Origin of the sequence: Paraburkholderia sp. GAS334 (genome assembly GCF_050436625.1) — a bacterium.
In the GTDB taxonomy this organism is placed as follows: domain Bacteria; phylum Pseudomonadota; class Gammaproteobacteria; order Burkholderiales; family Burkholderiaceae; genus Paraburkholderia.
This window is the reverse complement of the sequence record NZ_JBNDMO010000001.1, coordinates 59,208-72,170: the sequence shown is the minus strand read 5'-3', so window position 1 is coordinate 72,170 and position 12,963 is coordinate 59,208. Positions and strand designations below refer to the sequence as shown.

The window sequence follows — 12,963 nt, the reverse complement described above, 5'->3', positions numbered from 1 at the left end:
GGGGGCTGTGCTGATTTTTACTGACTTTGCTATGGCTGTCCGGAGCGCCGTGAGTGGCTGGCGGGACAAAAAATCTTTCGATGATGCTTGCCAATGGCTCAGCGACCCCGTGAAGCTAGGGGGTGAGCTTGTGGGGGGCGTTGGGGCTGAACTGGAGCGGTTGGGTCAAGACCTGTCAACCGTTCGGTCGCTCGCGTGGAGCAGTGCGTATATTCACCTGCCCGGCGCCTTCGTGCCACTGGGCCTTCCAGAGACGCCCACCGGCTTTTGTCCGGTTCCGGAAGCCGAGGGTACGTTGCTTGCGCAAGCAACTTCGATTGCGTCGCTCGCGACGCTAGGCCTTGACCCGGTCTCTTACGGTTCTGAAAACAACGGCGAACTGTTCGTGAATCTAGTCCTTATGCCCGGCGAGGGTCTATATGCAGACAAGTCTCGCAAAGGCATGAAGGGTCACACCGACGCTGTGAGTTTCCCTGTGCGCGGCAGGGTCGATGAGGCGCGGCAAGCGCTCGCCCCGTCTCCAGACTTCGTTTGTCTTTCGGGTGTCCGCAACCCGGACGCGGTGCGTACGACCGTCATGCCCCTTGGGGATGTACTCGCCAAGCTCGAATCTACGCAAATTGCCGAACTGAAGAAACCCCAGTTCATCATTCGTTCTCAAGGAACATTCCGTGAAGGGATGAAAAGCATCCTCGGAGAAGAGCATGTTGTTGATGGAGGAGGATTTCTCTTCGATATTGACGGCCAAACTTGGGTGCGTTATAGCCACAGCAGTGCCGGCGTCGACGACGAAGATGGTCCTGCGGCCAAAGCCGTCGCCGCTTTCGAGAACGCATGCAAAGAAAGCGCCAAAGAGGTCATTGTCGCGTCGGGCGACATTCTCCTCGTAAATAATCGCTTGGGGCTGCACGGCCGGACGCTTGTTGCTGGCGAGCCCGGGGGGCAGTCCCGCTGGCTCCTAAGGACGTATGGCTTGGTCACGGAAGGGTTGGTGGCGGCACAGCGGTATAAAGATTCGCCTTACAAGCTTTTTCCCTAAGCGTTAGCCCGTATGCCGTAACCCTACCGTTTCCGCTTGGAATCCGAAGTGCGACATACGTAGCCCACAGTCGGCCAGCATATTCGCGCAGAATCATGAAAACCTCCCCTCACTAACATTCTTGAGCGCACAACCTGGATGAGGGGCGTGTACATTTACTCGGAACTTAAAGATTCTGTACGAATATGCCGTTATACGAAAGGGAGAGTCGCTAACTCCATCACGGCCCCTCGATAGCCAATCTCAAGTAGTCTTGATGACTCATAGATGACCACTGGACCCACCTCGCAAACCGTCCCATCATCTCCGCCATGGGAGGACTCACTGATAATCGCGCTACGCGACCTGCAGTGGTTAAAGAAGAATCGGGCGCTCAAGGAAATCTTTGACGCGGAGCGCCGGGCGTCCCTTGGTAGCGAGGTGGTGAGGCAGAGGGTGAGCGATGTATCGAAGGCACCGCCACTCTTGGCCAAGTTCGACGGCAATGCGGAGAGTGCAAGCGGTGACGTTCTCACTTCGTCGGAGAAAAGATTCTTTTTGCTCGAATTCAAGGCCTCCGAGGCCGCACTGTCGTCGGAGAACGGCAAGTTCGTATTCAACTGCCTTGCATCGCTGGCGTTGGAAAATCCTGACGACAAAGTGTTCCTTGAACTGTCGAGGCGTGGGCATCATGTCCTCTACCCTGTTGTTAATCCCTCCGGCGATTCCGTTCCGGCTGGATTTCTACCCGTGCATCAGGTCACGCTGACTACTCGTCGATACTATGACGCGGTTATCCAGGATGTGAGCGTATCCGAATCAATTACTGCGTCGAACCTGTTATGGAACAGGCAGGAACTGGGGCTGCAGGTTCATGAGATGGCCGCCTATCTAGATGCACTTGCGACGGCACATAAGGGAGGCTCTGCGCGTCATCCGCTAAAGGTCGTCGTTGCAGGAGCAGGAGATGGTGACGATGTCGATAATTTCTTTTGGCCGTGTGCAGACCTCGTTCAGTTTATCGAGTTCGCCGGGTACTTCGACAATTCGCTGAGGAACAGCGCGTCAGACACGCTTTATCAACGCCTCAGGTCGCAATTGTCGAGCATCGTCGCTCGCTTTGCCGCATCAGCAAACGCAGCCATCGATTCCGACGAAGTAGAAAGCCAGAACACCGACAGTCTCACTCCCTAGTCAACTTAAGGCTCCTCCGCGTTCTTCAAGCTTCCGAAGCGGTCAAATGTCGCATGTTCCCGGTTTCATCGCTCCATGGGCCCTACCTGTGCTGCACCACAGTCGGTAGCATTTTGCGACGTTGCGTCCGAGACTTCTGCGGAACGCCGCTTTCAGCGGTTCACTATTCTCGATGCGTCCTCAAGCGTCTGAAGGGTACGGCGGCTGGTGCGGGCGCAGTCAACCTAAGGCTGTCGGTCAAGTAAATTTCCTTCCCTTCAGGTGGGAACCAGACATCGTTACCGCGTATCAAATTGTCGTTTGCGAGATGCGACATCAAATTGTGAAGAAAATAGCCCGGCGCCATCGCGTTGAGTTGATAGTGATGCCAACTCTCATATTCCCTATCTCGTGAGTTAGAGGGGTCCTGCCTCCAGAACTTAATAAAGCGAGATTTGCCCAGCGACACGTGATTAATCAACCGATTTCGACTTCTTTGCGCAGCATTATCAAGATGTTCCAGAAGTCGTACGGGGTCACCTCCGTGAAAGTCGTAGGAGAAGACGCCGGTAAAGAGTCGCCGCGTCCGAGGATAGCGAAGTATCAATTCGCTATCGTCTGCGACCTTTTGAATTGCTGCTAGGAACGAATTTGCTCTCAGGGACGATTTGACTTCAATGATGGCAGCGCACGCGCTCGGCGTGACAAAGACAAGGTCACCGCCACGATACAAAACGGGAATTGTATTGTCGTACACCAGCACGTCTATCTGCTTGGACGGTCCACTTTCCGTTAGTACAAAACCCGATGCGACTGAGAAAGTCGAAGGAATCGTCCGAGATATCAGCGCCCTCAAAATTGACTCCTTCCAAGCACCATCTGTCGGCCAATGGCCATCGTCAATGAAGTAACGGACGCGGTCCTGGAGCGCTTCGCACTCAGCCGTTATTGACTTCAGATATAGAGTTACGTCCATCCATCCCCCGAATTTCTTGAATAATCCGGACTACCCGTCATTCTTCGCTCTAAGCCAACCCAGCCAAAGCACGCACCATGATTGGAAATCGACCGGGAGCGGGATAGCCTAGTGCGTGTCCGTGTCCTGTGGTCTGCCTCTCAGGCCAGTAACTTTCTGACAATCAGGAGGCTATCAGACTGCGCTACGCCCAAGGCGCTAGCTAAGGCTGACTCTTCTGACGAACCTTCCAGATTATCGCGAATCGCGACCAGCAGTGAGACAACTGCTACGCGGAGGAGCGGCCGAGCCGCCATTTCCAGGACGCCCTCTGTTTGCTGGTCGTCCTGAAGCTGAAGTAACAGTGAGTTCAGAGCGACGCAGAGCGTAGTTCCGAATGACTCAAAGTGCTTTGCACAATCCACCCGCAATAGTTCTGTGATGCTGTCGAGCTTGAGGTTCAAGCACGAACCGGTTCGACTACGCACACTTTCGACAAGATAGTTAACGTAGCGACGCGACACGTCCGTGTGCGTGTTTTCATTCAGTAGCCAAACGCCAGCCGCGTTCAGTGCGGCGCTAACGACGTTGCGGTCGGTGTTCGAACTTAGGACCGAAATCGTGATGTCGACTACGGCATCAGATTTCTCTGGCCACCATTCAAGGCCGGCAAAAAGAAGAGGAACGAGTGGAGTGTTAAGGACCCGCCCGCTATTCCAAAGTTCTTCCAACCACTTCGCTATACCATATTGCTCTGCCGTCGAGCGTCGTAGACGTGGAGCGAGTACCCGGTGGATGACGTGCGCAATTAGTCTTAGGCGCGCCGGAAGGTATTCCCACACCGCGTCGCCAGTGGGCTTCGCAATTGCTCGCTCCGCAAGACGAAGACCCTCCTCCCTCCACCACTGTTCTATCCTGTTGATGACATCTAGCAGTTCGGGCTCTGACCATTCGAACTGTAAGTTATTACTGACCGTCAGGAGAACGTTTACGAGGAACGCTTCGTTTACCCCACTAAACCCCATGACTGTCTTGCCATCGATTTCGACGGGCCGTTCGATGCACTCCATTTTCTCGATTTTTAACCAATCCCGAAAAGAATCCATGGGAGATGGTCTATGCGGTGAATTTGGCCATGACAGAATTGCGCCGCGATAGAATCGCTCGATGACAGGCAGTTCGCCTGGTTCGACACCTTCCCATAAAAGGTCCGCGAACCGTTCCTTCTGCCTGCGAGACATCAATCCGTGTCGATAGAACCAATCCAAACGCGTGAAGTAAAAAGTTGCTTCGCGGGGAGTCTCTGAGGGCAGAGCGCGTTCAGCTTGCTCAAGCACGTCATTGACGGAACTTTGCCACTCGCCATTCGCACCGACCGACAAATTGAGGTCGGTTAGTATCTCAACAACGTCTGGCCAATAGTCTCGCCAACCGAACGTAACCTTCTGGGGCGGTAGAGCAATAAGGCGTTTGGCGAAAGCAGCTAGCGTCGCTTCTGATAGCAAGCGAAGTGCACGCTTGAGAAACTTCCCATACGGCCGTTGGAGTGACGGCTCCTCCTGCATAGCCGAAAGCGTGTAGAGACGAATGGCAAGCTCTGTCATCGCGATGGCTTGCCTTTCGTCGAGACGGAATGCCACGCGCGAGGCGAAGTCGAGTGCAAACTTCAGGGGCGCAACGGTTGCCCTGTTCCACGGCAGATTGGTATCAGCAATATGGTCTTCAATTTCGTCAAGAAAGCGTTCGAAGATGTCTTTCGCTCCTTCATGCGTAAGCCGCGCGACGGCGGGGAGACCGAGCGATTCGGCCGAGGCAAGTGTCGCACCGCTGTTCGCACGATATAGGACACGCAGATTCGCGTTGGCGTCTTTCGTCAGCGAAAGAATGCGATAGCAGGAAGCCAAGTCTTTTGCTGCGAAACCTACGATTCCCACCGACGGAACTAGTCCCGCGCGCTCCGCGAGGCGAATGTAGGTTATCGCCGCCCCGGTCGCTTCCTGCCGGATGGTCGAGTCGGTTTTATCTAGATTTGGTGATTCTGAGTCGATGTCAATGCTTGTGCCTCGCAACACCTCGTCTGCAATTTCTATTTCACGCAATACAAGTTCAGTCTGAAAGTTTGGATGCTCCACGTTGTCGCGCGCGCTTTCGTCGCGATGAATCCTTTGCTCCTTTTGTTCCGTGGGCTTCGAGCGGTGCTGTTCGCGAACAATCGTTTCTCGCAATCCAACTTCTGGAGACTTGGCCTCGTGTTCTACCCGGGTTGAAGCGAGTAGGTCCCTAAGCTTCCAGTTCTTTTCTTCCTCTACGGCAAAGTTCAACGCTCCTAGCAAACGTTCAGCCCATTGCTCGCGAGAAAGCAAGAACGACGTTTCGCCTTCGGCCTGAATCGATTCTCGTATTCCTTGGAGGGCCGCTCGCACTAGGCCCTGACCGCGCTCTGTCAGTCCCAGTTCACCAAACAGCGCGCCGACGCGCGCAAGCCAGTACGGGTCCGCCTTCGCTCCGCTGGCCTGCTGTAGATGATTCAGCAAGGTAAGTGCATTGTCGCGTCGGCGTCGCTCCAGATTGAAAAGTACCTGTTCATGAAGAAACCAGCATCGGCCGTCAGGTGACAGGTCAGATTCCGGCGTCTTATCGAGCAGCGATTTCCAAATATTGAATCCGTCGGAATCCCCGCTTTCGCGCGCGGCGTGAAGCATCGCCAGCTGGAGACGCGACTTCAGAACACTTAGCTGTTTCGCTTCGGGTCTAAGACTAGAAGCTTCGTCCGGCAACGCTTGCATTGGAGAAGGCTTGCTTTCTTCTGGCTCCGGCAGAAGCAGCTTGGCGATGTCGTCAACGACGGATAATGCAGGAAACGCCAGCATCGTTTCAAGAATCCACACCAGTTCTTCGAGAAGCACAATCCGGAACCAGGTGGGGAGGTCTTGCTGATGCTTCCGATAAGCAAATACTACTCGCCAAACGCCGGAACACTGCTCTAGTCGCGTGCGATTGTCTGCCGGAGCAATGAGCCATCCAGGATACTCGCTTCGGTTTTTCCTCGCCGTGATGGTCCAGACGACGAGTTCTGCGACGCCGGGTTGAGCGGATTTGAGGTCATTCGTTGGTTTATGAAATGGCCAATCAGCTCTTCGCGGCGGCGGTTGGTCAATCCAGAAATCGAGGAGGGCATTTAACGAAGCGGCATAGTCAGTCTGTCCGTCAGATACGCCGAGTTCCGCAATGTAAATCGGGAAGACATTGCGACGCTCCAGAATGAGACGCTGACCTTCCGATACCTTTTTCAAAGTGATGAGGTAAATCGGCGGTGTTTTCTCGCCGAGTCTGTCGCGAACCCAACCCGTCCAGAGCAAGAAATTCGGGTCATCGCCCGAGAAGCCAATGAGGCAGAACACGTTCTCCAACATTGATTGCTGGACCGTATTGACGAATGGCGCGAAGTCTTTGGGATATGACCGGTAGTCCTCTTCCGTAACAATAAGCCGCGAACCGGTGCGCAGGCTCCCGTGTAGCTTGACCACGCGTGGCCGACCATTGCTCTTGGAGAAGGGTACATCGTTAGCCGCCACCACAACCTGATAGCGACGCTTTATTTGTGGATTGAGTTCCCTGCGGTCTGTGTCCAGGGCACGTTCGAGCAGTGTGTCGTAGTTTGTGGTGTAGACGTCTGACCAGGGGAGCGACAGCAATTTTATGTGCAGGTCGCCAGGCATGACTACGCCGGCGTCTGGAAGCAATTCATGTAGCCGGGTGTCCAGTTGCGCGCGGCCCCGAACTGCCGCATATTCCTCGGCGAGGCGAAGCATGCCGCTTATTCCGCCGAGGCGGCTTTTTGCGTCTTTCCGCGCATCAGCAGTTATGTAAATGTCAGCGAGCAGCTTATCAATGAGCCCGTCCCAGACCGTTAGCCTGTTGCCGCCCTGCGCGTTCAGGCTGAAACCCGAGCCGACCATCACCGCTGCATGCCCCTTATCTAGGGCTTCCCGAATTCTATGCAAGTGAATTCCGTTCGGAATTCTCTCGATTACAGCGGCGGCAGATTCTTTCTTCCCCGGCTCGGCGGTCGTATTCTTTGTCATATAGCGCCAGAAATTAGAGTGTTCAGCTATGGCGGTGCGCCTCGCAGTTTTGGAGCAGGTCTGCCCGGCAGCGCTTGCGGAAGGCGAGCGGCTAATCCAATGGCCCTTGTTAAATGCGAAACTGGTCGGACGGACATCGACAGACGAGAATATTAAGCCGATTTTCCCGTCGCGGCGTATCCCGCTGAAAAGTTGAGTATGGTTTATCGGTAGGTTCTTGGTTGATGATGCTCACGAACGGACGCCGGGCGAGGGGAAGGTATCGTCTATCCGTCGTCCACCATTTGAATTTTTAATGATTTTGCGGGTAATCTCGAACTGCGGCACGTAGCCTCCGTTGACGACTGACTTCGAGCCTGCCCGTAATAAATGTATGGTTGATTGGTTAGAACGCGCGCCGTATCAAGATGCTTATCCCACGAGAGCCCCCAGAGCAGGCTAATATGGCAAGCATGGCTGACGGTGCGCAAGCGCAGACAGGCCTGTGTGCCGATGCAGATTGCCGCTTTCAACGTCGTCGAAGACCACCGGCGACCTCAATTGACTCGTGAAGTCAGGCAGCCCTTGCATGGGAAGGCAAAACGGCCGCAAGTGAGTGCCCAAAAAAAGACACAAAAAATAGACTAGACTATGCAATTCCGAATTCCAAAGCTACTTCCTGATGAGCCTGCAGTAGTCGATTCTTTCGGTGCACACGAAAGAATCGCAGGCACTTTGGCGACGTTAATCGAAACGTCTGAGGGAGGAAAGAGTATCCGTCTCGACGGTGCTTGGGGAGCCGGAAAATCGACCGTCGTTCAAATTCTCCGGAAGCTTCTGGCTGAGAAGCACGCCTCAGTGAAAGGGGGAAATTCTGCTCCACTCGTTTTTCTGTACGACGCTTGGGTCCATTCGGGCGACGGGTTACGACGGGCGTTCCTTGAAGAGTTAGCACGGAACCTCCTTGAACAAGGGTGGATTGCAGCGCAGTCCCCTCTTGGGAAGCGCTGGCAGCAAAAGCTGTCGACCATCGCCGGCAAGCGAAAGCAAGTTACCAAAATCACCAATCCGCAGTTAACGTGGCGCGCGCGAGTGGCAATCGCTTTCAGCGTGACGAGTGCTTTAATGGCACCTGCGGTCTACAAATTACTGTCTCTTATATTCGGAGACTGGACGACGCCCGAGCTATCGTGGCTGACGGCATGCGCTGCTGTCGGTCTATTCGCTCTGACTTATGCGATTAGCGCAGCGGACCTCCGCGTCCTGCTCACGAGGTCCACGCTTGAGGAAATGACGGAAACCTTGAGCGACTCAGAACCTACTTCAATAGAGTTCCAGCAAGCATTTGACGAATTGATGTCCGATTTTTTGACGACTGGTCGAAAGCTCGTCGTTGTAATCGATAACCTCGACCGCATTGATTCCGACGAAGCGAAACAGGTCTGGACCTTGCTGCGCTCCTTTCTCGACAACCCTACGTTTCGAAAAAAGCAATGGTTTGAACGGCTATGGTTGCTCGTACCTGTCGCTGATGAGGGGCGTCTGCTGGGCCTGTCACAGACTGGCGACTATGAGATACAGGCCCCGCAGGGCAACATCCTCGAAAAAGTGTTCCAGGTACGGATGTCTTTGCCTCTTCCTATGCTTAGGCCGTGGAAGCAGTTTCTCGCAGAGAAGTTGAGTCATTGTTTTGGCCCGGACGAAGAGCGTAGCCATGAGGTCATTGCACGTCTGCTGCACGCTTTCGCATCAAATTCAGCACCGACCCCGAGAGAGATAGTTGTTTTCGTGAACGAACTTGTTGCTCTTTATATTGAGCGCCATGGGGACATGTCTTTAGCAACTTTGGCGGCCTATATTCTTGCCAGAAAACAGACAAAGATGAGGGCGTGGCAAGTTCCACACGATATAGCGCAGGTGTACTTCACGCCAACCCTTGAGCAAGACTTCGCAACGCTGTATCTACATGCAGAGAAGTCGAAAGAATCACTGTACTTGCTCGTCACGCCAAATCTGGAACGGGCTCTCGAAAAAGGGAGTCCTCGCGAACTTCATGACGTGCTGGATAGCAGTCCCGCCTCGCTGGACGTCCTTGAGCAACTGCTGATACAGTTTTTTTCGAGGCTTTCTCAAATGCCTGGAACCCAAGCTCCGGAGCAAGACCGCTTCTTCGCGTATTTGCGCGCATTGAGGCTGTTCACGGATGCGGAACTCAGTGGTCAAAGCTCCTCGGGCTTCCTGAGTCATATTCGCCCGCGAATCGACAGCGTCATGCAAATGACAACGGCTCTCAACCTGGCCAATCCAAACGTGGCAGAAGGCGTCGCGGCGTACATCGATTTGGCCACGGCGCAAGAGTCGGCGGTTGCTAAGGTTGTGTACCTGCTGGCAACGCTCGAGCCCTATAAGGAGGTCGAGAATGCCGCTAACGTTGGAGCGTGGCAAGTTTGGTCGACGTCGTTGATTGAGGTTCTGTCTATTCCGCAAGTTCGGGCAGCAGCCACGGACCTGGACGCACAACGCATCCCTCTTCGGGTTTCAGCTGAGCGGTGGGCGACATTCTGCTTAAAAGTGGCGGCAGAGCCGAGCAACCGCTTCGTCTTGGATATTACAGACATCTCTATGTCTGACGACGAGCTGGCAGATTGGACTATCACCGAGTTGATACCGATGAACGCGAACGGACGTGGAGAAATTGTTCTTCGGCAGACATTTTGCTCTCGTGGAGATGCTTTTTTCAACCTCGTGGCCGAGAAGGTTGCTGCGGTATTCCAGGCGCGCTCCGACTTGCCCGCCGCTATGGTCCTTGATTGCTTAACCTGTCTCATTGCAGTATCCGGCGAAGGTGCAAGGGCATTCGTGAAACGACTTGCAGAGGCCGGCATGTTTTCTTTATGGGCGGCACTGGGTCAGCCACCTAATTCGCTCACGCTTAACGAAGATTTCGTTCGGTTCGCCGTTCTTTACCTCTGGGCAATGCGCGAGCTGCCACCTATGCATCCCAATACCATGGCCATGTCGGTTGGAAGGCTAATTGCGAACTTCTTCGAGGGCAACACGCCGTCTGGTGAGCCGCTTATAGACGCGTGTAACCAGCTGATTCTGAAGGCGCATATATTTGACGTGTTATCGACTATTGCCGACATTTCCGCGCACAACTACAGTGTCCTAACCAAGGTGCTGTCGGGTTTGTGTGCCGACGCGGATTTTCTTGAGATTGCCCGTGCGGAATTAAGTGGCGAGACGGGTTCGTCGGGGCCAAAATTGCTCTCTGGACCGCAACCGGAGGTTATGCGAAGCCTGCTATCTCAGGTGATTGCAAATATAAGAGTTCAAGGCTCTGAAGTGCTGAGTCAAGCCAAGGAATGATGAAGTCAACGGTCCATCGGATTTCTGGCCTCGCGTTAATCGTGGTTAGGCACGGTAGACGTTGCGGCGGAGAGGTCAGTATCACCCCGACAAGCAGTAGCTTCGCAAGCATGGCGCCACGCTCGCGAGGCGCATTAACCTTGTCATGAGCCCGGAGCGGATAACCTGACTTCGCTGACCAAGACTGGCATCAGTGCTTTACCGGTAATCTGTCGCGTTGCCCAGCGCTGAGGCCAAATACGAGATGGGGTCAATCGGCCTACCGCTTAACGGAAAGCAGCTCGGCAAGCCCTGCGGGCGAGGGGCGTTCCGATTCAAAAATCACCCAGTCGTCATCTTGACTCTCGTCAAACTCAATGTTGACAGACGAGAACGCCAATCCCATTGCTTCGTCGCGGCACAGTTTGCTGACCAACTCAGGATGGCCTTCTGCAAAGTCTGCCTGACTTATGCGGCCTGTGAGCAGACCCTGAAGGGTGAGAAGGGACATTTTTACTCTGTTGCCGGACATTTGGCATCCTCCGAATTTGGCCGGATATTTAAGCTCGCTGCATGCGTTTGCCGGTGTTGTCATCGGCATGGGTATCGTCCGCAACCCGCGTTCGACTGCGCCGGCTAGCGCGTCCGGGAGCGGGTGCTTGCATTTGGTCGTATTGGCGGTCACTTCGCACTCGAGGCCGCCGTTGTTGGCGACACGAATCACGTAGACAGCGTTGAGACTGGTTGTGCGTTTCGAGGAACGCTGTGTCGGCGGTGTCAGGAAATGATGACGGGAGCCGGGGCCGTTCAGGAATTGGTCGATGATGTTCGGATACGTTACTGGATTCCATGGCGACACTCCATGACGACTAAGCGCGCGGCATCCGTTGTCAGCCAGGAACACTATCGCAGGCATCTCGAGACCCGATTTCTTAACCTGGCTCGCCTTTGAAAGGAGTCTTTTAACAATGATGTTGTCTCCGACCGACTCAATTTCAGCGGCCATCGGTCCTGTGCCACCAGAGAATTGTGCGCCGGGCCGAAAACCCACGCTAGACCTGCCTCCGTCGATTTCGAAGGTCAGTTCATGAGCATGCAGCGGCTGATTGCGAATTTCAGAGAAGAAAGTCGTAAACAGAGGGGACTTGAACAACTCAGCTATTTTGTGCGCAACCGGCAGCGCCAGTTCCATGCTTCCTTCTCGTCTCGCGATGTTGACAGAAAAAGCGCCGAGTTGAAGAAGTCCGCGCTTCGCCGTCACGCGGCGCAATTCAGACCAGAATGCTTCGACTGCAGCCACGCCATGTTGGTCTTCATCCGAAAGGGCGGTGATTTCGACCAAGACACCTTGTGTCTCGCCATTAGGAGTGAAGATGGCATCGGGCCTCGTTCGCCCCTTTACTTCAGGTGCGGACTGGACTGTGCCGGCCTGACTCAACGCGTGCAATATCAGAACTTCCCATTGCGCCGCGACTGCTGACGAATTTTTCAGAACGAGCCGTCCGCAAGTATCGGAGAACCACGTTTGCCCCATAGAAGCGGCAAGTTGGTGCGTCATAGCGGCAAGACGGCGATTGGAAAGCAGGCCCATGATGTTTATGTCTTGTTAGTCGATGCATTGTACCGCCGCAGTTAATCGACTGCGGCCCGACTGTCCAGAGGGAGCCCGTTGCTTCTTCTGGAATGGCCCGACGCAAATCGCGACCTGGTAACCGCCGTCGGTTACACGAGAATTGTCGTGGTGAAGGTCTATAAAGAATCAGTTCTTTTCAGCCATCTGAGGGTTGTTTTTCGTTTAACTTGTTAAACGATGTCGTGCTGTGATAACGTACAAGAGAGGTCAATTGACTTCCTGGTTGCCGCCGGGACCCACCCGGCAAGTGAGTCGGCTGCTCACTGAACCGGAAGGCGCGTAGTACACGATTGCAGCACCCCGTCCCCAGCCACATTCAATTCCCCTGACCTCAATCGGGCTAATCGCCCGGCCACTCTCATTCCAATTTGACTTGTGGATGTCGGTACTCGCCTTCTGCGCGAGCGCGGCATTGGGGATTTCATGAAACATGCAAGCCTGAAACCTGCTGGACCTTCGAACCACCAGAGCTTCGAAGTCTCAACTTCTCCGCGTCGTCGACGCGAAGCGTACCAACGCACGGGGATGCCGAGAGGCTCCGCAATCGCGACAACGCCAGAGTCCGTCTTGAAAGCAGTGGCCGCTAACTTTGAAACAGCTCTCATCGGCATTTCAATCGGTGAAATGAAAGAGCTCAGCCGTCGGCCGCCTGCTGATTAGCGCGCTCTTTCGCGCGCAGCGAGAACCCCGGCAGCCAGCGAGTTTTAGATAACCGCAGACTAACCGTCCGCATAAACGACGGTGCCATTTCCCGTCCGCTCGCTCGGTGTAT

6 protein-coding genes are annotated in these 12,963 nt (G+C 54.5%); 3 read left to right on the top strand and 3 right to left on the bottom strand.

The genetic code is table 11. The features are described from left to right. The first annotated feature begins 7 nt into the window (after positions 1 to 7). Both P3T21_RS00265 and P3T21_RS00260 read left to right on the top strand, forming a co-directional pair. Positions 8 to 1,039: a hypothetical protein gene (locus P3T21_RS00265; RefSeq protein ID WP_429253933.1), complete on the top strand. Its 1,032-nt coding sequence runs from the start codon at positions 8 to 10 to the stop codon at positions 1,037 to 1,039. A 267-nt stretch (positions 1,040 to 1,306) separates the two neighbouring features. Further along, the gene (locus P3T21_RS00260; protein ID WP_429253932.1) at positions 1,307 to 2,212 is read left to right on the top strand and encodes a hypothetical protein; all 906 of its coding nucleotides are present in this window, start codon (positions 1,307 to 1,309) and stop codon (positions 2,210 to 2,212) included. A gap of 163 nt (positions 2,213 to 2,375) precedes the next feature. On the opposite strand, the gene P3T21_RS00255 is transcribed toward P3T21_RS00260, so the two are convergent. Then, a complete protein-coding gene (locus tag P3T21_RS00255) occupies positions 2,376 to 3,167 on the bottom strand; it encodes a DUF6602 domain-containing protein (protein ID WP_429253931.1) in 792 nt (263 codons plus the stop codon). Positions 3,168 to 3,307: 140 nt separating this feature from the next. Beyond that, a complete protein-coding gene (locus P3T21_RS00250) occupies positions 3,308 to 7,231 on the bottom strand; it encodes an SIR2 family NAD-dependent protein deacylase (protein ID WP_429253930.1) in 3,924 nt (1,307 codons plus the stop codon). A gap of 630 nt (positions 7,232 to 7,861) precedes the next feature. Here P3T21_RS00250 and P3T21_RS00245 point away from each other — a divergent pair. Then, positions 7,862 to 10,579, top strand: a complete 2,718-nt coding sequence (locus tag P3T21_RS00245) for a P-loop NTPase fold protein (protein WP_429253929.1) — start codon at positions 7,862 to 7,864, stop codon at positions 10,577 to 10,579. A 259-nt stretch (positions 10,580 to 10,838) separates the two neighbouring features. Here P3T21_RS00245 and P3T21_RS00240 read toward each other — a convergent pair whose 3' ends face one another. Further along, the gene (locus P3T21_RS00240) at positions 10,839 to 12,149 is read right to left on the bottom strand and encodes a hypothetical protein (RefSeq protein WP_429253928.1); all 1,311 of its coding nucleotides are present in this window, start codon (positions 12,147 to 12,149) and stop codon (positions 10,839 to 10,841) included. Between the last annotated feature and the right edge of the window lie 814 nt (positions 12,150 to 12,963).

Coding starts and splice junctions, on each gene's coding strand:
- P3T21_RS00260 (WP_429253932.1), top strand. CDS start 1,307: ATGACCACTGGACCCACCTCGCAAACCGTCCCATCATCTCCGCCATGG.
- P3T21_RS00250 (WP_429253930.1), bottom strand. CDS start 7,231: ATGACAAAGAATACGACCGCCGAGCCGGGGAAGAAAGAATCTGCCGCC.
- P3T21_RS00240 (WP_429253928.1), bottom strand. CDS start 12,149: ATGGGCCTGCTTTCCAATCGCCGTCTTGCCGCTATGACGCACCAACTT.
- P3T21_RS00255 (WP_429253931.1), bottom strand. CDS start 3,167: ATGGACGTAACTCTATATCTGAAGTCAATAACGGCTGAGTGCGAAGCG.
- P3T21_RS00245 (WP_429253929.1), top strand. CDS start 7,862: ATGCAATTCCGAATTCCAAAGCTACTTCCTGATGAGCCTGCAGTAGTC.